Genomic DNA, 25,122 nt, shown 5'->3' with positions numbered 1-25,122 from the left:
CACCTCAAGCCAGCATTTCAGCTGCGTGCTGGCGAGTTGTTTCAGTAATGTCCAAGCCACCAAGCATCCGCGCAATTTCTCCAATCCGCGCTTCATGACTCAGCATTTCAATCGAACTAACAACGCCGTCTTTACCTTGCTGCTTCGCCACTTGCAAATGCTGTGCGCCGCAAGCGGCTACTTGCGGCAAATGGGTAATACATAACACCTGACGATTTTGCCCTAGCTCAGACAATAAGCGCCCGACAATCTCGGCGACCCGACCACCAATACCGACATCCACTTCATCAAAAATCAGAGTCGGCACATTCGCCACTTGGCTGGTTACGACTTGCAGCGCCAAACTAATCCGCGACAATTCGCCGCCGGACGCGACTTTGGCCATCGGCCGCAGTGGCGAAGCAGGATGATTCGCAGTTTGCAGCTCGATTTGTTCCAAGCCATACGCCGCTGGATGCGCCAGTTCTTGCAGCACGACCTCACAACGGCTGCCCGACAGGGCCAATAGCTGCATTTGTTCGGTCACCAAACTGGACAGCTTCTTGGCTGCCACGGCACGCTGCTTGGACACCGTCGTCGCCAATTTACGGTACGCAGCCTCGGCGCTAGTGACTTGCTTACGCAAGGCATCAAGGCCTTCTGCCCCGCCCAATTCAGCCAAACGAGCTTGCCATTCGTGCAATTGTTCGAGCAATTGCGAAGGATCAACCCGATACTTACGCCCCATTTTATACATTGCATCGAGGCGCGCTTCGACTTCGGCCAAACGCTCCGGATCCAACTCAAGGCGATCAGCATACAGTCGCAAGGCGCTAACCGATTCAGCCAATTGCGCTTCAGCACCAGCAATCAGCTCTAAAGTCTCATTAATCGATGGGTCAAAATCAGCCAATTGACTCAGGCGATGCGCCACAGTAGCCAGCCAGCTTTGGCAGTTATCATCACCATCGCTCAATGCCAGCAAGCCGTCTTGCACGCCGTCAATCAATCCCGCGGCGTGATGCAGGCGCTTGTGATCGGCTTGCAACTCAGGCCATTCGCCCGCTTGCATATTGAGCGCAGCCACTTCGTCGATTTGCCATTGCAAGCGCTCGCGCTCGGCCTCGAAACGCTCGGCATTTTGTTCCGCATCATTGAGCTGCTGCGCCAAAGTTTGCCAAACATGATATTTTTTGGCGAGATCGCGCGCTTGCTGCGTAGTGCCGGCATAGGCGTCGAGCAAATCACGCTGCGCATCGTGGCGCAACAACGATTGATGCGCGTGCTGGCCGTGGATATCAACCAGAAATTCACCCACGCCTTTAAGCTGAGCTAACGTGACGGGGCTGCCATTAATAAATGAACGTGATTTACCACTCGCATCGATAATCCGGCGAATAATCAACGGCTCGCCTTCATCAGACAAGCCTTGCTCGGCCAGCCAAGCCGCCACAGCGGGGATTTTGTCGCAATTAAACTCAGCCGACAGCTCGGCTCGCTCTGCACCATGCCGCACCACGCCAGCATCAGCGCGATCACCCAGTAGCAAACCCAGTGCATCAATCAAAATCGATTTTCCCGCACCCGTTTCGCCGGTCAACACGGTTAAACCTTGCGAGAAATCCAAATCCAATTCACGAACAATCACAAAATCACGTAAATGCAGCGCAGAAAGCATGGACTCACCCAGTAAAAACGCAGAATAAGTAGCAAAGTGTACAATCGTTCTATCAAAATGGCGAGTAGCTGAATCGAAAATCAATTTTTAGTCCACGTAGAAAGGTGCGAAAAGTACGAACACAAAGCCATTTTGCAAATTTTGCTCTAGTGCTGTGAGTTGATTTCGTAGCTTTCGTGTTCTCGTGGGCTATTGCCGTTGAATTTAAAGCAGCTTCTCACCCCAACGCAGTTTGGCGCGCAGCATATCGTAGTAGCTATAACCATGCGGATGCAGGATGCGTAGCGAATTGGTATAGCGGCGGATGAGCACTTTATCCATTTCCTGCAATTCAAAATCAGATTGATTATCGAAATACACGCGCGCGTCTTGGCCGCGAGTCAGCAGAAACTCAACTTGTGCGTTTTCGGAGACGACAATCGGGCGATTAGATAGCGATTGTGGGCAGATGGGTACCAAAGTAATCGCCGGTAGCGATGGATGCAAAATCGGGCCACCCGATGCCAAGGCGTAGGCTGTTGAACCTGTCGGCGTTGAAACAACCAGACCGTCGGAACGCTGACTGTAAACAAACTGGCTATCAACAAAAATTTCAAATTCGATCATCGAGCCAATCGAACCACGGCTAAACACCACATCGTTAAACGCCAGCGAGGTGTTAATCGTTTTACCTTCACGCAGCACACTGGCCTCAAGCAATATCCGCTCTTCCGGCACAAACTGCCCCGCCAAAATATTGGGCACCGACTTTTCCATTTCATGCAATGGAATATCGGTCATAAACCCCAAGCGCCCCTGATTGATACCCATAAGCGGTATGCGATAGGGAGCCAGTAAACGCGCCACCGACAGCATGGTACCATCCCCGCCGAGCACAATCACCAAGTCGGCCAGCTTGCCAATATGGTCACGTTCCACGCGTTGAAACGCATTGATTTCATGCTCCTGCGCGATTTTTCCTTCAATCAGTACTTTGACGTCACAAGCTTCTAGCAAGGCGGCCAAGCGGCGTATCGGATCGCCAAGTGAAGGGGTATTGAGGCGTCCAACAAGGGCGATGGTTTTGAATAGGCTATGCATGACGTGTGGTTTTACACCAAAATAAATCACAGAACGCATTAATAACACGTCAGACAGGTTAAAATCCAGCGCTATGATGCTCAATGATCGATCCCATATCCTGCTTAAGACACTGGTAGAGCGTTACATCGCTGACGGCCACCCCGTTGGCTCGAAAGCGCTATCGCAATACGCTGGACTTGATGTCAGCTCCGCAACGATTCGCAATGTGATGGCTGACCTTGAAAACCTCGGTTTAATCGCCAGCCCACACACCTCGGCGGGGCGAATTCCGACTGCGCAAGGCTATCGTTTATTTGTCGATCATCTACTCACTGCGCCCGACTTGCCACAGCATGTCAATGAATTGCAAAACACCGAATTACCGAGCGACAATCCACAGCACAGCATTGCTGCGGCCTCGCAACTTTTGTCGCAACTCACTCAATTTGCTGGCGTCGTTATTACACCCAAACGCAAAGAGATCGTCTTAAAGCAAATTGAATTTTTACCGCTATCCGAAAAACGCGTCCTGCTCATTCTCGTCACTGCCGATGGCGAAGTGCAAAATCGCATTGTGCAAACCGAGCATCATTTAACACACGCCGCCCTGATCGAAGCCGCTAGCTTTCTGAACAATCACTGCGCAGGCAAAACAATCAGTAATTTAATGAGCTTGCTGCACGGCGACTTAGGCCGTGTGAAGAGTGATTTATACGATTTAATGAATGCCGCCGCACATATCGGTAGCGACTTAAGCCATGACAATATGATTATTGCTGGCGAACATCAATTGCTTGGCCTCAATGATTTCGGCAGCGATATGGCAAGGATGCGGCAACTATTTGAACTTTTTGAGCAAAAAAGCACCTTACTCAAACTGATGCAACTGGGGCAAAACGCTGAAGGCATCCAAATTTACATCGGCAGCGAATCGGGCATTGCTCCGCTCGATGAATGCTCAGTGATTGCCGCCCCGTATCGCGTCAACAATGAGATTGTTGGCACGCTGGGCGTCATCGGCCCAACCCGGATGGCATACGACCGAGTGATTCCGATCGTCAACATTACCGCACAACTGCTTTCTAGCGCACTGACTCAATCCAACTGAAAAACTACATGAAAAAACTAACTTTAGCTCTACTAACCAGCCTTTCTACACTGGCCATCGCCGATGACGAACTCATTAGCCGCCCTGACGTACAAGAATACATTCGCAGCACTGCGGCTGCACATGGCTTTAGCGAAGATTTGCTCACTTACGCGCTACAAAACGCCCAAACTAAAAGCAATATCATTACCATTTTAGACAAACCTTCGACCAGCCGACCATGGCACGAATTTCAAGCTAATTTTGTCAACAAAACCCGCATTAACAATGGCGCTAAATTTTGGCGAAATAACGCAGAGTTAGTCGATGCGGTCAGCAAGAAATACCAAGTTTCCCCTGCTGTGATGCTGGCGATCTTGGGAGCAGAAACCAATTATGGCGCTTATACCGGATCATTTCGTATTGTTGATGCACTCAGCACCATCGCCTTTAATTACCCGCGCCGCGCCGAGTATTTCCAAAAAGAACTGACCGAGTTTTTCTTATTAGCGCGCGAAGAAAAACAAGACTTTACGACCTTCAAAGGCAGCTACGCGGGCGCGATGGGTTGGCCACAATTTATGCCGTCTTCGTTTCGCAAATACGCGCAAGACTGGGATGGCGATGGCAAACATGACATCTGGAATAATCCGGGCGACGCGCTGGCCTCGGTCGCCAATTATCTGAATCAACACGGCTGGATTGATGGCGGCGACACCTTTACCCCCGTCAACATCAATACCGATCCTGCCGAATTACTGGCCGATAAGTTCAACCTACACTATACCGTCGATGAATTGATCGCCAAAGGCGTCGCGCCAATTTCAGAAATCAACACCAAACAAGCTGCCGTGCTATTTGCTTTAGAAACTGAGCCTGGTTTCACTCAGCATTTTCTGGGCTTTAATAATTTCTATGTGATTACGCGTTACAACAAAAGCACTTTATACGCGACGGCTGTTTTGCAATTGGCTGATGAAATCCAAGCCGCTTTTGAGCGCGGTGATGATTTAATCAAACCGGTCACTAGCAAAGCAAAAAAGAAATAAACACAGAGGTATTGAGCTATAGGCAAATAAATGAATAGCTTATAGCTCAATACCCAGAAAATAGTTAAGTTTCAATCACCTCATCACTAAGTGCTGGCTTGAGCAAGCCTTGCATTTCCAGCGCCGGCAATGGTCGACTAAAGAAATAGCCCTGCCCGACATCACAGCCCATTTTCTGTAATAGCTGCATTTGCTTGGCGGTTTCAACGCCTTCGGCCACTACGCTCATTCCCATTTTGCGCGCCAAAATCATAATGGTCTCTGCGATTACCACATCATCTTGGTCGCTAGGAATTCCCTCAATAAAAGAGCGATCGATTTTCAGTACATCCAAGGGCAATACTTTGAACTGCGACAGCGAGGAATAGCCAGTACCAAAATCATCAATCGCCAGCTTAACGCCCAGTAATTTAAGTTCGCGCAAAATTTCCACCGCCTCATGCACGCGCTTCATAATGACGCTCTCCGTCACTTCCAGCTCGAGTAAATGGGCAGGCAAGCCACTGGAACTCAACGCCAACTTGATTTGATTCACCAATAGCAGCGGCTTAAATTGCCGCACCGACAAATTGACCGCAATCCGTGGCACTTCCAGCCCAGCCAAGCGCCATTGCTGCGCCGTATGGCAAGCTTCATTAAGTACCCAATCGCCCATCGCCACGATTAAACCATTTTCCTCGGCAATCGGAATAAATTGCGCTGGGGAAATTAAACCTAATTCAGGATGATGCCAACGAATCAAGCATTCCATCCCCGCCAATTGCCCAGTCAATAGATCGTATTGCGGTTGATACACCAACTGTAGCTGCTTGCGCTCCATCGCAAAGCGCAGCGCATTTTCCAAGCTTAAATGCGAAACATGGTGCGCCACATTCATCTCAGTGGCGTAAAACTGATAAGTATTTTTGCCAAGCTCTTTGGCGCGATACATCGCAATATCGGCATTTTTCATCAATTGTGCTGCCGCGCCACCATCATGCGGATACAGGCTAACGCCAATCGAGCCAGTCACAAACAACTCATGACCGCCAACTTGATGCACCTCACCCAAAGATGCCAAGATCCGCTCGACGACTTGAATAATTTGCTCATGATGAATGATATGTTCCAGCAAAACGGTAAATTCGTCGCCACCGAGCCGGGCGACAATATCATGCTGTTTCAGATGACCGCGTAAACGATTAGCAACCACCTTAAGCAATTCATCGCCAACATCGTGCCCAAGCGTGTCATTAATGGTTTTAAACCGATCTAAATCAATAAACAGCAAGGCAAACGAGCGGCATTTCGTCCCGGAGCGAATCAAGATGGCATTGAGTGCCTCTTGCAAGCCGTTGCGATTAAGCAAGCCTGTCAGCGCATCATGCTGCGCCAAATGCCGCATACGCTGCTCAGATTCTTTGCGGGCGGTATAGTCAGAAAACACGCCAACAAAGTTGGTGATATAGCCCTGCTCATCACGTACCGCACTCATCGACAGCCAAGCAGGATAAAACTCGCCATTTTTACGCCGATCCTGAATTTCACCTTCCCACTGCCCCGTCGCCCGCAAACTGGCTAATTGCACCGACTGCAACTCAGACAATCGCCCTTGGTGTTCGCCAAAAATTCGCGACGTTTTACCAATCGCATCCTCTCGAGTAAACCCCGTAATCTTCTCAAATGCTGGATTAGTTGCGATGATTTTTGCGTCAGCATCGGTGAGCAAAATACCCTCGCTGGCGTAATCGAAAATCTTAGCCGAAAGCCGCGCAGCATTCACTGCGCGTCGATTTTCTCGATGCGATGCCGTTAGAAAAATCCCCGTCTGCAATGCAATCGCCAGCAAAAACAAGGCGCTATTGATATAGTCACTTGAACTTAAGCCCATCACATATTGCGCGCTCAGCAAAAGCCAAATCAAAAGCGCCACAATCCCATTCCCCATTTGCCCCAATCGCAACGACGACCAGATCAATAAAGGAAACATCAAATAAGCCACTTCCAAGGTCAGTGCTTCGCGCCCCGTCAATAGCAACATCCCGCCGGATGCTGCTATTGAAACCAGCAAAGTAAGCTCAATCAACCAATTAGCACGCACCAAGCTGCGATCCGTCAGAATCGCATACCCCGTTGGCACCACAATCAGCACACTTAACGAGTGCCCTAACCACAACATAAGCCACGAAGCGGACACATCCGCCTGCGGCATAAAAAATTGCTGCAGCGAAATCAATAGACTCACAAACAATAAATTGCCGGTGACAGGCCCCGCCATCAACAGGCGATGACTGTCAATGATTCTGATTTGTCGCTCAGGCGCAAACAGCGGTAGCAGACTAAAAATGCATAAGGCTTGCCCAAGATGCAATAGCGCAAGCAATACGGTGAGCACAGGAGAAGTCGCCTGCAATAAACCAAAAAGCAAAGCACCAGGAATAAGATAGGGTATTGCACCAAGACCCAGCAAAAGCAAGCCAATTACAGCAATACCAAGCTGAAAATTAAAAGGGCCAAATAAAGCACCATCGGAAATAAAACCGTGATCTAACACTACGGCAAGCGCATAAGCCAGCGCTAAGAACCAGTGATTTTTATTCTGCAAAGCCATGAAATCGCGCATATCACTGAGAGAAGACGTCGATCAAAATAAGGCTTTTCCAGTGCCGATGTCTAGTGAATGTAGTCAAATGCAGCACACTACCAACATTTGCCACACTCTTGGCACCCCACCGACACCAAGCATCGCCGTCTCGACTTAATTAACAGTGGCCAGCAACTCAGTCAGTTGCGACAATGCAGGCAATTCGGCCAAACTTTTTAAGCCCAAATCCGATAAAAAAGTGCGATTAGTGGCCAGCAACTCAGGTCGCCCCGGCACTTCTTTATGTCCGACCACATCCAACCAACCACGCTCTTTTAAAGTTTGAATAATTTGACTAGACACCGCTACTCCGCGGATTTCTTCAATCTCACCGCGCGTCACTGGTTGCTTATAAGCGATAATGGCCAGCGTTTCCATCACCGCACGGCTATAGCGCGGTGGTTTTTCTGGATTGAGCTGCGCCAAATAGATTTGCATTTCTGGCTTAGCACGAAAGCGCCAGCCATTGGCTAGCTCAATCAATTCAACGCCTTTCCCCTGCCAACTCTGCCCAATCTCCAGCAAGCACTGCAATACCTGCGCGTGACTCAAATTATCGTTTAGTATTTTTCTGAGCTGAGTGACAGTCAACGCTTCTTGGCTCACCAAGAGCAGCGTTTCAATAATCGTATTGTAGTTAGTGGAATTCATCGCAATTCACCCCCTAGCTCCTCAATACCAAGCGAACCACCTATGAGTTGCACATAAATCGGGGCCAGGGGTTCAAACTGTGTGACCGTAATTGCGCGCTCTTTGACGAGTTCCAGCAAGGCAATAAAGGTAACGACCAATAAAGGAACGCCTTGCAAGCCATCAAATAATTCATCAAACTCGTAATAACGACCATTGGCAATAACGCGCAAAATATGTGCCATTTGCGCGCGCACCGACAATTGCTCATTGGCCACCACATGATGCTGAGTGTTTTTATTCCTAGCCAACAAAGCCAGCCATGCGGTTTTTAAATCCAAAACTGAAACATCCGGCAATCTAGCTACGGTTTCTGCGGCAAACATGACCTGCACCCAAGAAAAATCACGTTCCGCTTGTGGCAAGGCATCTAAAGCTCTAGCGGCCAGCTTGATTTGTTCATACTCAAGCAATCGACGCATCAGCTCAGTACGAGGGTCTTCTACTTCTTCAGCAAAATCCATCGGATCAGCAGGCTTAGGCACCAGCAATCGCGACTTAATTTCAATCAGCATGGCGGCCATAAGGAGGTATTCAGCGGCAAGCTCGATGCGGCTTGCCTCCATAGCCTGTACATAGGCCATGTATTGTGCAGTCACTTGCGCCATCGGGATGTCGAGGATATCGATGTTTTGCTTACGAATGAGATAAAGCAGCAAGTCAAGCGGCCCTTCAAACTCGTCCAGCAAAACACGCAACGCTTCCGGCGGAATATACAAATCGTGCGGCAGATGCAGCACGGGCTCGCCAAACACATGGGCGAGCGCCAGTTCAATTGGCGCGTCTAGCTCAGTGACGCTCATTCCTGCCGCGATGAGGAAGTAGGCAGTTTTTCCCACGGCTTAGGTGGCGCAGGACGAATCAAATTTGATCGAGCCAATAACATCAAGCAACCGCACAAGATCAACAAGACTGGCAACTGCACCGACAAACCCAAGCCAAATTGTTGGCGTAAAAATGTCGTCACGGCACCAGCAATCAACATCGGCCCCAGCACGATCGTCGATTTATTGATGCCATCCACCGCCAAAACCGCAATACCGGCCACGAATAAACCCAAAATAATAATCCAGCTCACGCTGGGAAAGTAATTCATTTCATTGAGCAACCAGCCTGCGCCAATGACGATCAACACTACTGGAAAAACAATTCCACGCATCCGCTCCCCCTACAACACGATTTGAATTACACGCATCACCATCGCCATCAACGGTGTCATAATCGTCGCCAACAAACCTGTGACCAATAAGCCGATCAAAATAAATAATCCGTACGGTTCTACTTTCATCAAGGCACGCGCTTGATGAGGCGGCAACAGCGACACCGCAATTCTGCCGCCATCCAGCGGAGGAATCGGCAGCAAATTCAATACCATCAACACCACATTAATTTGAATTCCAGCTTGCGACATCAATCCCAACGGCAATTGGAATGAATTTCCCTCCAACGAAGTCGTCGCAAACCGAAATAGTAAAGCCCAGAAAAACGCCATCACGAAATTTGCTAATGGACCCGCAGCAGCAACCCAGCGCATATCCCGCTTCGGATTTTTAAGCCGATTAAAATCAACAGGAACTGGTTTGGCATAGCCAAACAAGAAACCGCCCGGCAGCAGCACACAAATCAACGGCAGCAAAATAGTCCCCACCGGGTCTATATGCTTAATCGGATTAAATGTCATCCGCCCCAACATAAACGCCGTAGGATCGCCCAGTTTTTTCGCCGCAAATGCATGCGCCGCTTCGTGCGCAGTAATGGCAAACAGCACTGGCAAAGCCCACACTGCAATCATTTGTATCGTATTGAGTTCCATAACACCTTCAGTGATTACATTAATTAAAGCTAAATAAATCCAGAGCGCCTTTGCCTTCGCGAATCAGCTGCGGCATATCGCCTGACAAATCAACCACCGTAGTCGGATCGATACCGCAATAACCGCCTTCGATAACTAAATCCACATCATGCTCCAATCGATCACGAATTTCCCATGCATCGGTCATTGGGAATTCTTCATTCGGTAACAATAATGAACTCGACAATAAAGGCTCGCCCAATTCTTCCAGCAAAGCCAGCGCCACCGGATGATCGGGAACGCGCAGGCCAATCGTGAGTTTTTTTGGGTGTGACACGCGACGCGGCACTTCTTTGGTCGCCAACAAGATGAATGTATAGCTACCCGGCGTCGCCGCTTTTAGTAAACGAAACGCTTGATTATCCACCCGCGCGTAATTGCCTAATTGCGACAAGTCACGACAAGCTAACGTAAAGTGATGTTTATCGTCCAATTGGCGAATTTTACGAATCCGCTCTACGCCACTCTTATTATCTAATGAGCAACCAATCGCGTAGCATGAGTCAGTGGGATAAACCACCAAACCGCCTTTGCGAATAATATCTGCTGCTTGTTTAATTAAACGCGCCTGTGGATTTTCCGCGTGAATTGAGAAAAATTGTGACATGATTATCCAAAAAAATATCTAGGTATAACTCTATAGTCATTTATTAATTTAGCTTAGCAGGCAATACATCCACCAAGGGTACTTTTAACCAGCGTTCCCACACCGGCACACAGCCCGTCGGCAAATTGGAATTCAAACCCGGCTCCCGCGAGCCCTCACCTGTTGCGTGGTAATCTGTACCACTGGAGCAAAGGTAGCCAAATTCCTGCGCCAAACGCCCAAAGCGTGCTACATCAGCAATACTGTGTGTGCCAGAAACCACTTCGATCGCCTCACCGCCCATCCGTTGAAATTCAATCAACAACACACGCAGCGTTTCATTACCCAACTCATAACGACTCGGATGCGCCAACACCGCCACGCCACCGGCACCACGAATCCAGTCAATCGCATCGTGCAAACGCGCCCATTCGTGCTCAACATAACCGGGCTTGCCGCGAACAAGATATTTTTTAAACACTGATTTAGTGTCTTTGCAACGACCCGATTCAACTAAAAAACGCGCAAAATGGGTTCGGCTAATCATCTCGGGGTTATCGGCAAACTTTTGCGAACCAGCCAACACGCCCGTCATACCCAACTTTTCCAAACTCAGCGCCATACGCTCGGCGCGCTCGGCGCGGCCAGCGCGAACGCTTGCTAAACCAGCCAGCAACTCAGGATTAGTATCGTCAAAACCAAGCCCCACCACATGCAATGTATGCTTGCCCCAGCTCACAGAGATCTCGACGCCATTAATAAACTGTAGCCCCAGTTCTGCTGCGGTTTTACGCGCCAGCGGCAAGCCACGCACATCATCATGGTCAGTTAAGGCGAGCAGCTGGCAACCACGTGCATGCGCTTTACGCACGACTTCATCCGGCGGCAAGAGCCCATCGGATACATTCGAATGGCAGTGCAAATCAACAGGGGTCATTGTTTATCCTTGGCGTCAAAAACAACCTTCATGATTAAGACTGCGCCAGCCAAAATTAATGTAATGGTATTGGCTACAACAACAGGTAAGGCATTGGCCAGCAAGCCATACCCAAGCCACAAGGCCACACCCAGTACAAATAGACTGTACATCCCCAAGGAAATATCTTTAGCCGACTTTGTTTTCCAAACCTGCCAAACTTGTGGCACAAACGCAGTAGTCGTTAAGGCGCCAGCGAGTAAGCCTAGCCATTCAATATGACTGGCGTTCATGTGGGAAAGACGCCTGTCGATAAATATCGATCGCCACGATCACACACAATACTTACAATCACCGCATTTTCGACATTTTGTGACAAAGTCAGCGCAGCGCACAACGCACCGCCCGATGAAATTCCAGCAAAAATACCTTCCTCACGCGCCAGGCGGCGCGTCATTGCCTCAGCCTCTAGTTGATTCACTTCCATCATTTGATCGATTAAATCAAAGTTGCAAATCGCAGGAACATAATCCGGCGTCCACTTGCGAATGCCCGGAATTTGCGCGCCGTCACTCGGCTGTACGCCAATGATTTGGACATTGGGATTTTGCTCTTTTAAATAACGGCGGGTCCCCATAATCGTACCGGTGGTGCCCATGCTGGAAACAAAATGCGTAATCGTGCCAGCAGTATCGCGCCAAATTTCAGGCCCCGTGGTTTCAAAGTGAGCAAGAGGATTATCCGGATTGGCAAATTGATCAAGAATCAATCCCTGCCCGGCTTTGACCATTGATTCCGCTTGGTCACGCGCGGCCTCCATGCCCTCGGTCAATATGACTTCCGCACCATAGGCCTTCATCGTTTGTACGCGTTCAATGCTGGAATTTTTGGGTAACAGCAAAACCATGCGATAACCCATCATCGCGGCGGCCATTGCAAGCGCGATGCCCGTGTTGCCACTTGTGGCTTCAATCAGGGTGTCGCCCGGCTTAATGTCACCACGCAGTTGGGCGTGCCGAATCATAGACAACGCTGGACGGTCTTTGACAGAACCAGCAGGATTATTGCCTTCCAGCTTTACAAGAATCGTATTGCTGGTTGCACCGGGAATACGTTTGAGTTTGACTAGCGGTGTATTGCCAACAAAATCTTCTAAATACTTAAACATGCGTTCACTCCATGGGTCGCACGATTATACGCAAGCCCGTGGCATTAAGTTTAAGTCCTTTAGCAAAAGTTTTGCTTCAATTGATACCGCATCGCACCGCGAGCTAAACCACGCAAGTATATTTACTTATTACGCAGCAAACGCGCCACCGCAATCAGCACACTGACGACTTTTGCGCCCTGCGCCAATCGCCCCAGCGCGGGATGAACTTGCGCCAAACCAGTAGCGATCCGATTAAGAAAGCCCCACGATGCAATACCACCCATAAAAGAACTCGCCACACTCAAAGGGCGCCGAGATTCTAATAATTTGGCTTCCAACTGCAAGCGATGTAGCTGAGATCGAAACACCAACTGCTGTTTTTTTTGTTCACGGATTGGATTGGCCATTAGTCTGCCTCTGGATCAGATCGGGGCGTAGCGAAAGCGGCATTGATTAACTTTTTATCCTGAGCGAACTCCTCACTTGTCAACGGAAATGGCGCACTTAAACACGTCATTAACGCGTTCAACTTCCACCAAGCAAACAAGCCCAAACCAGTAAATAGCCCAGCAAAAATTGAGCTAATTAAAATTCGATATTCCCAAAAGCCGAACAATACCGCTAACCCCAAAAACCCCAAAGCCATGACCAATAAAAATGCCGCCGCAATCGCATACGCGACCATAATCGCCAATCGGTCTAACTCATCGCGCAGCTCAAGACCGAACAAGGAAAACCGGGCGGCAATCAGGCCGCCCAGTGCAGAACGAATCGAAGAACTCATTTAACGACGCGCAACCAAGAAACCAATCAACAGGCCTACTGCGGCGCCTACCCCAACAGCCTGCCATGGGTGATCGTGAACGTATTCATCGGTTTTTTTCGCCGCCACCTTGGCTTTTTCAACCGCGGCAGACTCAATTTCAACCAAGCGATGCTTGGCACTTTTCAAATTCTCGGCAATTTTTGCATAAATCTTTTTAGACTCTTCTGGACTGGCATTGGCTGCAGCTTCAATCAGTTCTGCGGTTTCACGCAAAACATCTTTGGCATCATCAATCAACATCGATTCAACTTGCGACATAAGAAACTCCAAGTAAGAATTTAAGCAGAGACCTCATACTAACAGGTGCTGTCAGGCTTGCACAGGTAATATAAACACGATTTAAAATTGACTATAAATCACATCAGTTCACTGGTCACTCTGAGGCAACAAACCAAGCCGTTGCTTAAAATCATTCTGAATTCGGGCGTAGACACCATTCGATTGGATTGCTTTAAAACCGGTTTCAAACGCTGCCAACAGCCTTGGTGCATCGGCATGCTTTTTAGAAAAATTAAGATATAAAAGACTCATTTCAACTTCACCGACGATTTTAACTTTACCGCGCATGGCTGGATCGGCATTAATCATCATTTGGGCTGGCGTCGTATTAATGACGGCATATTCAATACGCCGACTCAGCAGCTTTTTTAGCTGAACAGCGTCAGTACGAGACAAGTCTTTATTTATTTTTTTGTTTTTCATAAACCATGTTGGATATGTATACCCATTTGTTACCCCAACCAAATGACCTTCCAAATCTTTTGGGCTGATCTTTTTAGTGGCAAACTCACTCAATGCCAAGATCGACAAACCCTCGCTCAATAACGGCTGACTAGGCCAATTAAATTTTTCTCTATTTTCATCCGTAATTGATGTATTAAAACAAGCAACAACTTGCCCGTGTTCAACTTCAAACAAACAGCGCGCAAAAGGCACCGGAACAAAGCGCACATCGATGCCTTGCGATGCGTATGCCGCACGAACCAACTCCACTGATAGACCCACGGCAGTTTTCTTATCCGCGCTAATTGAAGAAAATGGTGCCCAATCATCTTCGGCATTAATGGTAATCGTTTCTGCTTGCGCCGTCGGCAGCAGTAAAAAAACCAGCAATAGACATCGAACCAATGTAGCCATCTAAGCGGACTCCCCCAGACTGAGTTAAGCTGTTATAGCTCAAGCCTGTAAGCTTTTCCAGCTTGTTGGACGCACAAAAAAACCACCCCGTAGGGTGGTTTCAAGGTAGTGATTTAATGTTAATCCAATTAAATCATGCCTTTTGATTTCAGCAATTCAAACATAGTTTTGCCGATTTCTGCTGGGCTTCGTGTGTACGCGATGCCTGCGTTTTCGAAGGCTTTGAATTTCTCTTCTGCAGTACCTTTACCGCCAGAGATAATCGCGCCAGCATGACCCATACGTTTACCTTTCGGTGCAGTTACACCAGCGATGTAACCGACTACTGGTTTAGTCACGTATGATTTAGCAAATTCAGCCGCTTCTTCTTCGGCAGAACCACCGATCTCACCGATCATTACGATCGCGTCAGTATCAGGATCGTCTTGGAACAGTTTCAATGCGTCGATGTGGCTAGTACCTGGGATTGGGTCGCCGCCGATACCGATACAAGTTGATTGACCCAGACCCAAAGCAGTCGTTTGTGCAACTGCTTCGTAAGTCAATGTACCAGAACGTGAAACGATACCGATACGACCTGGGTTGTGGATGTGCCACGGCATGATACCGATTTTGCACTCGCCCGGAGTGATAATACCTGGGCAGTTAGGGCCGATCAGACGGATACCGGCTTCATCAACCGCTTTTTTCACGTACAACATATCGACTGTAGGCACGCCTTCAGTGATACATACGATCAATTTAATGCCCGCATCAACCGCTTCCAAGATTGAATCTTTGGCGAAAGCTGCAGGTACGTAGATCACAGATGCGTCAGCTTGAGTTTGCGCTACTGCATCACGCATGGTGTTAAATACTGGCAGGCCGAGGTGCTCTGAGCCGCCTTTACCTGGTGTAACACCACCCACGACTTGAGTACCTACTTTCAACGCTTGTTCAGCGTGAAAAGTACCGTTTTTGCCAGTGAAACCTTGCACCAGCACCTTGGTGTTTTTATTTACTAAAACGCTCATTTTTATTCCTTTGTGCTGAGATTACAAAGCGGCAACTGCAGCAACGATTTTCTCGGCTGCGTCGTTCAGGCCTTGGGCTGAAGTCAATTTCAGACCAGATTCGTCAAGGATTTTAGCGCCCAATTCAGCGTTATTACCTTCGAGACGAACTACCACTGGTACTGTGACGTTCACTTCTTTTACCGCAGCGATAATTGCTTCAGCGATCATATCGCAACGAACGATACCACCGAAGATATTGATCAACACGCCTTGTACTGATGAATCAGCCAAGATCAGTTTGAATGCTTCGATTACGCGTTCTTTAGTCGCGCCGCCACCAACGTCCAAGAAATTAGCGGGTTGGCCACCTTTCAACTTGATGATGTCCATCGTCGCCATCGCCAAGCCAGCGCCGTTCACCATACAACCGATATTGCCTTCCAATGCGACGTAATTCAGTTCGAACTCAGAAGCTTTCACTTCACGCTCGTTCTCTTGTGATTTATCGCGTTGCGCCAACAATTCTGGGTGACGGAACAAAGCATTTGAGTCAAGGTTGATTTTGCCGTCAACGCAAGCTAATTCGCCGTTTTCACGCAAAGCCAATGGGTTTACTTCAAACAACGCGAAGTCGTTTTCAACGAATGCTTTGTAAGAGCCCAAGATCAGGTTAGTGAACGCAGCAACTTGTTTGCCTTCCAGACCCAAAGCGAAAGCCGCTTGACGGCCTTGGAATGGCTGCATGCCTACCAAAGGATCAACTTCGATTTTGATGATTTTTTCTGGGGTTTCTTCAGCAACTTTTTCGATCTCAACACCACCTTCAGTTGAAACCATGAATACGATGCGTTGTGAGCTGCGATCTACAACCGCGCCAAGGTACAACTCGCGCGTTACTGGGTACATGTCTTCACATACCAATACGCTGTGTACTGGCTGGCCAGCGGCATCAGTTTGGTAAGTAACCAGATTAGTACCGATCAAGCGAGCTGCTTCTGCAGCAGCTTCTTCGCGGCTTTTTACCACTTTAACGCCGCCCGCTTTACCGCGACCGCCAGCGTGAACTTGGGCTTTAACTACAGCAAATTTGCCGCCCAAAGTATCGTAAGCAGCAGCAGCCTCTTCACCAGATGCAGCCAAAATGCCGCGTTGTACTGGCAAACCGTACTTTGCCAATAATTCCTTGGCTTGGTATTCGTGCAGATTCATCTCTATTATTCCTTTTTGAGGAGAGTGTTATAGCGAGGGTTGACGCCCTCTGTAGGTACCACTAGTGGATGTCAAACAACATCCACCAACAAATTTAAGTGCCTATGCAAAAGTTTTATGGCAAAGCATCAAAGTCGCAGACAGTACATCACAAACGACACGGCGAAATTACGATGCCAAAAAATTTTGCATATTTTCTTATGAATGCAAACCGCGCTTATCAACGCCAAGAGCAGCCTCATGCAATGCTTCAGATAATGAAGGATGCGCATGAACAATACGTGCGATGTCCTCACTTGAAGCATTAAATTCCATCGCCACCACGGCCTCAGTAATCAATTCTGACGCAAATGGACCAATAATGTGCACGCCCAAAATACGGTCAGTTTTAGCGCAAGCCAGCATTTTTACAAAACCAGCGGTCTCACCCAAGCCCAGCGCTCGACCATTCGGGCCGAACGGGAACTGGCCTTTCCGGTATTCAACGCCTTCTGCTTTCAATGCTTGCTCGGTTTTACCTACCCAAGCCATTTCAGGGCTGGTGTAGATCACCCAAGGTACATTGTTAAAGTCGATGTGTGGGTGCTGGCCCGCGATACGCTCAGCTACCGCAACACCTTCTTCCGAAGCTTTATGCGCCAACATTGGTCCACGTACAACGTCGCCTATCGCCCAAACATTGGGCAAGCTAGTGCGGCAGTCACCATCCACAATCACGTAACCACGCTCATCAACTGGTAAACCTACTGACTCTGCCGCCAGATTCCAGGTATTAGGCAAACGACCAATCGACACGATCAATTTATCGAATACTTCAGTGAAGGCATTGCCTTCACCATCGGTATATTCAACGGTAACGTCGTTTTCACCTTTGGTGATATTGCCGATTTTCAAACTGGTTTTAATAATCAAACCCAAGTCTTTGGTGAATATTTTGTGTGCTTCTTTGGCAATCGCTTCGTCAGCCGCCAACAAGAAACCAGGCGCACCTTCGAGGATGGTAACTTCTGCGCCCAAGCGTTTCCACACTGAGCCCATTTCCAAACCAATCACGCCAGCGCCAATCACGCCCAGACGTTTTGGTACAGCTGGAATTGACAGTGCACCGTCATTATCCAATACCAAGACATTATCCACTGGAGCCTGTGGCAATTGACGTGGCGTAGAGCCTGTTGCGATGATCACATGCGTGGTTTCAACGACTTCTACTTGCTCGCCATCAGTCACTTCAAGCTGCCATTTGTCACCAACACGACCAACGATTTTGCCGTGACCATGCAAGCTATCAACTTTGTTCTTTTTGAACAAATAGCCGATACCTTGCGTTAATTTGCTGACAATCCCGTTCTTACGTTCGAGCATTTTGCTCACGTCAAACTTCATGCCTTCTACAGTAATGCCATGCGCAGCAAATTTATGCTCAACACGCTCTACATTTTCTGAAGATTCGAGCAGCGCTTTTGAAGGAATGCAACCCACATTCAAGCAAGTACCGCCTAGCGATGCCTTGCCTTCTTTATTCTTAAATTCATCGATACAAGCGGTATTAAAGCCCAATTGCGCAGCACGAATTGCAGCGATATACCCGCCTGGGCCTGCACCGATTACGACAACGTCAAAAGATTTCGACATGTTTAAATTCCATTATTAACCCAGCAGGGTATTTTAATGCAGACATTAGGGTATATCAGCCACGCCAATATACCCATTCAATATTACAAATCAAGCAACAAACGTGTAGGATCTTCGATCGCGTCTTTAATCGCCACCAGCGCCAACACCGCTTCACGACCATCAATAATGCGGTGATCGTAAGATTGAGCAAGGTACATCATTGGCAAGGCAACAATTTGACCATTGACCACCATCGCACGTTCTTTAGTTGCATGCATGCCAAGAATCGCTGATTGTGGTGGGTTGATAATTGGTGTCGACATCATTGAGCCAAACGTACCGCCGTTAGAGATGGTGTAAGTACCGCCAGTCAACTCTTCTACACCCAATTTGCCTTCTTGAGCACGCTTGCCGAAGTCAGCGATAGTTTTTTCAATATCAGCCAATGACAATTGATCCGCATTACGGATAATTGGCACCACCAAACCACGTGGACTACCCACTGCCACGCCGATATCAAAGTACCCGTGGTACACGATATCTTTACCATCTACCGACGCGTTGATGATTGGGTATTTTTTCAGTGCAGCAACCACGGCTTTGACAAAGAACCCCATAAAACCGAGTTTAACGCCGTGCTCTTTTTCGAATTTCTCTTTGTATTTATTACGCAAGTCCATCACTGGCTTCATGTTCACTTCATTGAATGTAGTCAGGATGGCATTGGTTTGTTGTGACTCGATCAGGCGCTCAGCAACACGAGCGCGCAAACGGCTCATTGGCACACGTTGCTCTGGACGGTCGCCCGTTGGCGTTGCCACTGGAGCAGCCGCAGCGACACTTGGTTTACTCAGATGATTTTGTACATCTTCTTTCAACACACGACCATCACGCCCCGTGCCAGCCACATCAGCCAAATTAACACCGGCATCAGCAGCTAGTTTTTTCGCGGCAGGCATACCGACAGTTCCCGCAGCGGCAGGCGCAGATGCTGCAGGCGCTGCGGCTTGAACCACTGGCGCGGCGGCCACGGCAGCAGGAGCAGCTTGTGCAACCGCGGTCGTATCGATTTTTGCAATGACTTGCAAGCTACCAACCGTTGCGCCATCTTGCTCAACGATTTCAACCAATACACCTGCTTGTTGCGCAGGGATTTCTAACACGACTTTATCAGTTTCAAGGTCAATCAGATTTTCATCACGGGCAACGGCCTCACCCACTTTTTTCTTCCATGACACCAAAGTGGCTTCGGAAACTGACTCTGGCAATTGAGGAACGAGAACTTCTACAATCATTTTTAACTCCAGTGATCTTGGCTAAGACGCTTTATGTTGAGTATTCGACAAGACGCGGCGAGCACCATCGTGAACGCCGCGTTGGATTTACAATTTCATCGCTTCTTCGACCAAGGCTTTGAGCTGCGCATTGTGCTTGCTCATATAACCCACTGCCGGTGAGGCGGATGATGGACGACCTGCGTATTGCAATGTTTGTTTGCTTTCAAGCACATCTTCCAAGCGATGACGTAATTGATGCCATGCGCCTTGATTACGTGGTTCTTCTTGTGCCCACATAATTTCTTTCGCATTCGGGAATTTACTCAATTCCGCTTTCAATTCATCCGCTGGGAATGGGTAAAGCTGCTCAATACGCACAATTGCGATGTCTTTGATGTCACGTTCTTCACGACCAGCCACTAGATCGTAATACACCTGACCCGAGCAGCAGATCACGCGTTTTACTTTCTTCGCATCTAATTCTTGCGCTTCGCCAATCACCGAGCGGAACTCGCCGCTGGTGAAATGCTCAATCGGGCTCGCTGCATTTTTTGCCTTCAAGAGTTTTTTACTCATGATGACAATCAATGGTTTGCGATAAGGACGCAGTACTTGACGCCGTAGCACATGGTACATTTGCGCGGCTTCAGACAACATCACCACTTGAATATTGTGCTCGGCGCACAATTGCAAGTAGCGCTCAACACGTGCTGATGAATGCTCAGGACCTTGACCATCATAGCCGTGCGGCAACACCATCGTCAGGCCACACAAGCGACCCCATTTCGTCTCACCTGAAGTAATAAACTGGTCGATCACGACTTGAGCGCCATTAGCAAAGTCACCAAATTGGGCTTCCCAAATCACCAATTCATTTGGCTCAGAGCAGGCATAACCATACTCAAACGCCAACACCGCTTCTTCATTCAAAATCGAATCAATCACGCGGAATGGGGCTTGATTGTCAGACAGGTTTTGCAATGGGGTGTGAACACCATGATCCCATTTTTCGCGATTTTGATCGTGCAATACTGCATGACGGTGATTGAACGTGCCACGCCCTGAATCTTCACCCGATAAACGAACGCCATGACCTTCAGTGAGCAAGGTTGCGTACGCCAAATGCTCCGCCATACCAAAGTCGACCGGGATTTCACCTGCGACCATCGCTTTGCGTTCATTGATGATTTTTTCTACGTTGGCACGCAGTTTGAAACCTTCTGGAATAGTCGTAAACTTGTCGGTCAGGCGGATCAGATCCGCTTGTGCAACCGCAGTTACCACGGGTTGACGCCAGTGCGTACCCATGTATTTAGTCCAATCAATTGCGTGAGAACGCTTGTAATCTGTTAGCGTTGTTTTCTCAACATGCTCACCACGATCTAGTGCATCGCGATACGCTTGGATCATGCCATCCGCCTCTGCGGCTGTAACTACGCCCTCAGCAATCAAACGTTCCGCATATTTACGGCGTACGCCTGGATGTTGCGATACTTTGCGATACATCATCGGCTGCGTTACAAACGGATCATCTGCTTCGTTATGGCCGTGTTTACGGTAGCAAACCAAATCAATCACCACGTCTTTCTTAAACAATTGACGGTATTGCAACGCAGCGTCAGTCACCAAGCAAACCGCTTCTGGATCATCACCGTTAACGTGGAAAATTGGTGCTTCAACCATCTTCGCAATATCAGTACTAAATAAGGTCGAACGATTGTCGCGAATATCAGAAGTTGTAAAGCCCACTTGGTTATTGATTACCAAATGTACGGTGCCGCCAGTGCCGTAACCACGGGTTTGCGACATATTGAACGTACCTTGGTTGGTACCCAAGCCTATAAATGCCGAATCACCGTGAATCAATAGTGGCAGCACTTGTGCGCCAGTCAAATCTTTGCGGCGATGCTGACGGGCACGAACCGAACCTTCTACCACCGGATTAACAATCTCCAGATGGGATGGGTTAAACGCCAACGTCAAATGCAATGGCCCACCGGCAGTTGGGATATCCGAGCTAAAGCCCATATGATATTTCACGTCGCCGGATGCCAAAGAAGTATCGTAACGCCCTTCAAACTCGCCGAACAAATCGCGCGGTTGTTTGCCAAGGATGTTCACCAACATATTCAAACGACCACGGTGAGCCATACCGATAACGATTTCTTGCACGCCAGCAGCACCTGCTGCTTGTGCTAGATAATCCACCGCAGGGATCATTGAATCGCCGCCTTCGAGCGAGAAGCGCTTTTGACCGACGTATTTTTTGTGCAAGTACTGCTCAAGCGTTTCTGCTGCAGTCACTTGCTTCAAAATGCGTTTTTTCTGCTCGACGTTAAAGCTCGGTTGCGAACGACGTGACTCAAAAAATTCTTGCACCCATGCACGCTCTTCTGCGTTAGTCACATGCATGTATTCCAAGCCAATATTGCCGCAATACGTTTGCTTCAAAAAGCTCAATACTTCAGCCGGTGTTGCACGCTCAAGACCGACAATATTAGTACCCAGTTTCACCGCCATATCGCTATCAGATAGGTTGTGCGTTTTTGGATCCAATTGCGGCATTGGCGCCTTATCCATTCTTTCCAATGGATCAAGCTGTGCGCCACGGCTACCCATAATACGATATGCCGAAATCAAACGGAGCAAGTTTACTTGACGTTCAATCGCGACTTCATCGATTACACCAGCCGCACGAATAGGTTGTTTAGCCAATTGGCGGAATGACTCTTCGATAGGCGCACGAGCGATATCACGAATGGCCGAGCCCGGCGTCATTTGCAGCTTATCAAAATAAGCACGCCACTCAGCGTCAACCGAAGTTGGATCAAATAGATATTGCTCGTAGAGATCCTCTACGAATGGAGCATTCCCGCCAAATAGCTGAGAATTTGTTTCGAGTTCTTTCATCATTGCCGTGTATCCAGTTTTTATCCGCCCTACTTGCAAGCTGATGCAAGTACTTTGCAATTAGCAGTAAGGCCGGTCAATGCAGCTACGCCCCGATCATCATCAGGGCGCAGGAACGGGGTCTTAGCCGCGTTGGTTCATTGGTACGTAATCGCGTTTTTCTGCGCCAGTGTATTGCTGACGAGGACGGCCGATTTTCATGCCAGGATCAGAAATCATTTCGTTCCAATGACTAATCCAGCCTACAGTGCGTGCCAAGGCAAAGATTACTGTGAACATCGGAACTGGAATGCCCAAGGCTGACTGAACGATACCAGAGTAAAAGTCGACATTTGGATACAGTTTGCGTGAAACGAAGTATTCATCTTCCAGTGCAATTTTTTCCAACTCCATAGCCAACTTGAATTTTGGATCATCTTGCAAGCCAAGCTCAGTCAACACCTCATGGCAAATACGGCGCATTACATTAGCGCGTGGGTCCATGTTTTTATAAACGCGGTGACCAAAGCCCATTAATTTATGGGTTTTTGCTTTCACGCCTTCCATAAATGGCGCTACGTTTTCAACTGAACCAATTTCATCCAGCATCAACAATACGGCTTCATTGGCGCCACCGTGCGATGGCCCCCATAGGCAAGCGATACCTGCAGCGATACATGCAAATGGATTTGCGCCAGACGAGCCAGCCAAACGTACTGTTGAAGTCGACGCGTTTTGCTCGTGGTCAGCATGTAGCGTGAAAATCACGTCAAGTGCACGTACCAGAACTGGATTCGGTTTGTATTCTTCGCAAGGCGTCGAGAACATCATATGCATGAAGTTCGCGGTGTAGCCCAAATCGTTGCGTGGATAAACGAATGGCAAGCCTTGGTTATAGCGGTAGCACATTGCTGCAATCGTAGGGATTTTCGAAATCAAACGGAAAATCGCCACTTTGCGGTGTTCTGGATCGTTGATATCTAGGCTGTCTTGGTAGAACGCAGACAAAGCACCAACAACCCCCACCATCATCGCCATTGGATGCGCATCACGGCGGAAGCCGTTGAAAAAGCGCGTCAATTGGTCGTGAATCATGGTATGACTCATGACAGTCTTTTCAAACTCAGCTTTTTCTGCTGCAGTTGGCAACTCGCCATTGATTAGCAGGTAACAGACTTCGAGGTAATCGGACTCTTCAGCTAATTGCTCGATTGGATAGCCACGGTAGTACAACTGGCCTAAGTCACCATCAATAAAAGTGATTTTTGATTCACAGCTTGATGTCGCCAAAAAGCCAGGGTCAAAAGTAAACATCCCTGTTTGTGAAAACTTACGGATATCTACAACATCAGGACCCAAAGTGCTCTCTAAAATTGGGAAATCGAGCGTATTTTGTCCGTCGTTGTACGTCAGCGTGACTTTCTTATCCATCTATAGACTCCTGTTAAACAATGTGGCGTAAAGCCTTTATTGATTGTTTGCGGCGCTAATGCGCTCAATCATCACGGCCAGTTGTGCGTCAGGACACACTGACTTACCGTTGACATACTCTAAAAAATCCCAGTCTGGCAGCATTAAAACTTGCTCATACACTGCCAGCTCAGATTCAGATAAAGTAGGTAGAACATCGGTAACAAAACGCTCTAGCTGCAAATCTAATTCCAACAAACCACGACGAGAGCGCCAAATAATCCGTTTGAGTTCTACTTCATTCATCTACCAACCCCTAAGGGTATCCCCACCCAACCATTCATTAATAATGATTAGGTGGCAATACCCATCAACTAATACGTTTTACCATCAAGTCTTTGATCTTACCAATCGCTTTGGTCGGATTCAGTTCTTTCGGGCAAACGTCAACACAATTCATGATGCTATGACAGCGGAACAAACGATATGGATCTTCTAAATTGTCCAAACGCGCGTTCGTTGCTTCATCACGGGTATCGGCAATAAACCGGTACGCTGCCAACAAACCAGCTGGACCGACGAACTTATCCGGATTCCACCAGAACGAAGGGCAAGACGTTGAACAGCAAGCGCACAGAATACACTCATATAGACCATCAAGCTCTTTCCGATCTTCTTGGCTTTGTAGGCGCTCACGATCCGGTGCTGGGCTGTCGTTAATCACATACGGCTTGATCGAATGATATTGCTTGAAAAACTGTGTCATATCGACGATCAAGTCACGAATCACTGGCAAGCCTGGCAATGGGCGCACCTCGATTGGCTGCTTGAGCGTATCGATATCAGTAATACAGGCCAAGCCATTTTTGCCATTGATATTCATCGCGTCGGAACCACACACACCTTCGCGGCATGAGCGGCGGAACGATAGCGATTCATCAACGACTTTCAGTTTTACCAAAGCATCAAGCAATTTGCGCTCGGTCGTGGTATCCACATCCACGCTAATGTCTTGCATATACGGTTTCGCATCTTTATCCGGATCGTAACGGTAAACACGGAATTTGACAGTTTGAGTAGTCATAGCGAACCT

Annotated in this window: 25 protein-coding genes; 2 read left to right on the top strand and 23 right to left on the bottom strand. The window is 48.3% G+C overall.

The features are described from left to right. Nucleotides 1–4: 4 nt before the first annotated feature. Both recN and GM173_RS03545 read right to left on the bottom strand, forming a co-directional pair. Entirely contained in the window at nucleotides 5–1,657 is a 1,653-nt protein-coding gene (recN, locus tag GM173_RS03550) for a DNA repair protein RecN (RefSeq protein WP_203569938.1), read from the bottom strand. A 204-nt stretch (nucleotides 1,658–1,861) separates the two neighbouring features. Next, nucleotides 1,862–2,737, bottom strand: a complete 876-nt coding sequence (locus GM173_RS03545) for an NAD kinase (protein WP_203570363.1) — start codon at nucleotides 2,735–2,737, stop codon at nucleotides 1,862–1,864. Nucleotides 2,738–2,813: 76 nt separating this feature from the next. On the opposite strand from GM173_RS03545, the gene hrcA reads away from it, so the two are divergent. Together hrcA and mltB are read left to right on the top strand one after the other, a co-directional pair. Then, complete coding sequence (gene hrcA, locus GM173_RS03540) at nucleotides 2,814–3,827, top strand: heat-inducible transcriptional repressor HrcA (protein ID WP_203569937.1); 1,014 nt, start codon at nucleotides 2,814–2,816, stop codon at nucleotides 3,825–3,827. 8 nt (nucleotides 3,828–3,835) lie between these two features. Beyond that, entirely contained in the window at nucleotides 3,836–4,855 is a 1,020-nt protein-coding gene (gene mltB, locus GM173_RS03535) for a lytic murein transglycosylase B (RefSeq protein WP_203569936.1), read from the top strand. Between the two features lie 64 nt (nucleotides 4,856–4,919). Here mltB and GM173_RS03530 read toward each other — a convergent pair whose 3' ends face one another. From GM173_RS03530 to GM173_RS03430, 21 genes are all read right to left on the bottom strand, one after another. Next, entirely contained in the window at nucleotides 4,920–7,445 is a 2,526-nt protein-coding gene (locus GM173_RS03530) for a bifunctional diguanylate cyclase/phosphodiesterase (RefSeq protein ID WP_203569935.1), read from the bottom strand. A gap of 147 nt (nucleotides 7,446–7,592) precedes the next feature. Then, entirely contained in the window at nucleotides 7,593–8,129 is a 537-nt protein-coding gene (gene scpB / locus GM173_RS03525; protein WP_203569934.1) for an SMC-Scp complex subunit ScpB, read from the bottom strand. Further along, nucleotides 8,126–9,007 (bottom strand): segregation and condensation protein A, encoded by an 882-nt coding sequence (locus GM173_RS03520; protein ID WP_308439572.1) that lies wholly within the window; start codon nucleotides 9,005–9,007, stop codon nucleotides 8,126–8,128. The genes scpB and GM173_RS03520 overlap by 4 nt, the downstream gene beginning before the upstream one ends. Beyond that, a complete protein-coding gene (locus GM173_RS03515) occupies nucleotides 8,968–9,327 on the bottom strand; it encodes a hypothetical protein (RefSeq protein ID WP_203569933.1) in 360 nt (119 codons plus the stop codon). Before GM173_RS03515 ends, GM173_RS03520 begins: the two co-directional genes overlap by 40 nt. 9 nt (nucleotides 9,328–9,336) lie before the next feature. Next, nucleotides 9,337–9,981 carry a site-2 protease family protein gene (locus GM173_RS03510; protein WP_203569932.1) on the bottom strand — a complete coding sequence of 215 codons (645 nt, stop codon included), beginning with the start codon at nucleotides 9,979–9,981 and terminating at the stop codon, nucleotides 9,337–9,339. Nucleotides 9,982–10,000: 19 nt separating this feature from the next. Beyond that, nucleotides 10,001–10,627, bottom strand: a complete 627-nt coding sequence (locus tag GM173_RS03505) for an L-threonylcarbamoyladenylate synthase (RefSeq protein WP_203569931.1) — start codon at nucleotides 10,625–10,627, stop codon at nucleotides 10,001–10,003. Between the two features lie 43 nt (nucleotides 10,628–10,670). Continuing rightward, a complete protein-coding gene (locus GM173_RS03500; protein WP_203569930.1) occupies nucleotides 10,671–11,543 on the bottom strand; it encodes a 3',5'-nucleoside bisphosphate phosphatase in 873 nt (290 codons plus the stop codon). Then, on the bottom strand, nucleotides 11,540–11,815 hold the full coding sequence (locus GM173_RS03495) for a SemiSWEET transporter (protein ID WP_203569929.1): 276 nt from the start codon (nucleotides 11,813–11,815) through the stop codon (nucleotides 11,540–11,542). The genes GM173_RS03500 and GM173_RS03495 overlap by 4 nt, the downstream gene beginning before the upstream one ends. Then, a complete protein-coding gene (cysM, locus tag GM173_RS03490) occupies nucleotides 11,812–12,690 on the bottom strand; it encodes a cysteine synthase CysM (RefSeq protein WP_203569928.1) in 879 nt (292 codons plus the stop codon). Before cysM ends, GM173_RS03495 begins: the two co-directional genes overlap by 4 nt. A 122-nt stretch (nucleotides 12,691–12,812) precedes the next feature. Continuing rightward, entirely contained in the window at nucleotides 12,813–13,079 is a 267-nt protein-coding gene (locus GM173_RS03485; RefSeq protein ID WP_203569927.1) for a hypothetical protein, read from the bottom strand. Beyond that, nucleotides 13,079–13,456: a phage holin family protein gene (locus GM173_RS03480; protein WP_203569926.1), complete on the bottom strand. Its 378-nt coding sequence runs from the start codon at nucleotides 13,454–13,456 to the stop codon at nucleotides 13,079–13,081. Before GM173_RS03480 ends, GM173_RS03485 begins: the two co-directional genes overlap by 1 nt. Continuing rightward, the gene (locus GM173_RS03475) at nucleotides 13,457–13,756 is read right to left on the bottom strand and encodes an ElaB/YgaM/YqjD family protein (protein ID WP_203569925.1); all 300 of its coding nucleotides are present in this window, start codon (nucleotides 13,754–13,756) and stop codon (nucleotides 13,457–13,459) included. 108 nt (nucleotides 13,757–13,864) lie between these two features. Further along, a complete protein-coding gene (locus tag GM173_RS03470) occupies nucleotides 13,865–14,635 on the bottom strand; it encodes a substrate-binding periplasmic protein (RefSeq protein WP_203569924.1) in 771 nt (256 codons plus the stop codon). A 128-nt stretch (nucleotides 14,636–14,763) separates the two neighbouring features. Beyond that, nucleotides 14,764–15,648: a succinate--CoA ligase subunit alpha gene (gene sucD, locus GM173_RS03465; protein WP_203569923.1), complete on the bottom strand. Its 885-nt coding sequence runs from the start codon at nucleotides 15,646–15,648 to the stop codon at nucleotides 14,764–14,766. A 21-nt stretch (nucleotides 15,649–15,669) separates the two neighbouring features. Next, the gene (gene sucC / locus GM173_RS03460; RefSeq protein ID WP_203569922.1) at nucleotides 15,670–16,839 is read right to left on the bottom strand and encodes an ADP-forming succinate--CoA ligase subunit beta; all 1,170 of its coding nucleotides are present in this window, start codon (nucleotides 16,837–16,839) and stop codon (nucleotides 15,670–15,672) included. Nucleotides 16,840–17,037: 198 nt separating this feature from the next. Continuing rightward, nucleotides 17,038–18,471, bottom strand: coding sequence for a dihydrolipoyl dehydrogenase (gene lpdA / locus GM173_RS03455; protein ID WP_203569921.1), 1,434 nt, complete (start codon nucleotides 18,469–18,471; stop codon nucleotides 17,038–17,040). 83 nt (nucleotides 18,472–18,554) lie between these two features. Continuing rightward, nucleotides 18,555–19,748, bottom strand: a complete 1,194-nt coding sequence (odhB, locus tag GM173_RS03450; RefSeq protein WP_203569920.1) for a 2-oxoglutarate dehydrogenase complex dihydrolipoyllysine-residue succinyltransferase — start codon at nucleotides 19,746–19,748, stop codon at nucleotides 18,555–18,557. Between the two features lie 87 nt (nucleotides 19,749–19,835). Beyond that, nucleotides 19,836–22,643: a 2-oxoglutarate dehydrogenase E1 component gene (locus GM173_RS03445; RefSeq protein ID WP_203569919.1), complete on the bottom strand. Its 2,808-nt coding sequence runs from the start codon at nucleotides 22,641–22,643 to the stop codon at nucleotides 19,836–19,838. A gap of 120 nt (nucleotides 22,644–22,763) precedes the next feature. Then, a complete protein-coding gene (gene gltA, locus GM173_RS03440; RefSeq protein ID WP_203569918.1) occupies nucleotides 22,764–24,050 on the bottom strand; it encodes a citrate synthase in 1,287 nt (428 codons plus the stop codon). 36 nt (nucleotides 24,051–24,086) lie between these two features. Continuing rightward, nucleotides 24,087–24,335, bottom strand: a complete 249-nt coding sequence (locus tag GM173_RS03435) for an FAD assembly factor SdhE (protein WP_203569917.1) — start codon at nucleotides 24,333–24,335, stop codon at nucleotides 24,087–24,089. A 64-nt stretch (nucleotides 24,336–24,399) separates the two neighbouring features. Further along, nucleotides 24,400–25,113: a succinate dehydrogenase iron-sulfur subunit gene (locus tag GM173_RS03430; RefSeq protein WP_203569916.1), complete on the bottom strand. Its 714-nt coding sequence runs from the start codon at nucleotides 25,111–25,113 to the stop codon at nucleotides 24,400–24,402. Nucleotides 25,114–25,122 lie beyond the last annotated feature (9 nt).

Source organism: Deefgea chitinilytica (genome assembly GCF_016881405.1).
In the GTDB taxonomy this organism is placed as follows: domain Bacteria; phylum Pseudomonadota; class Gammaproteobacteria; order Burkholderiales; family Chitinibacteraceae; genus Deefgea; species Deefgea chitinilytica.
The sequence above is the reverse complement of the archived record's forward strand: the minus strand, read 5'-3'. Positions and strand labels throughout refer to the sequence as shown.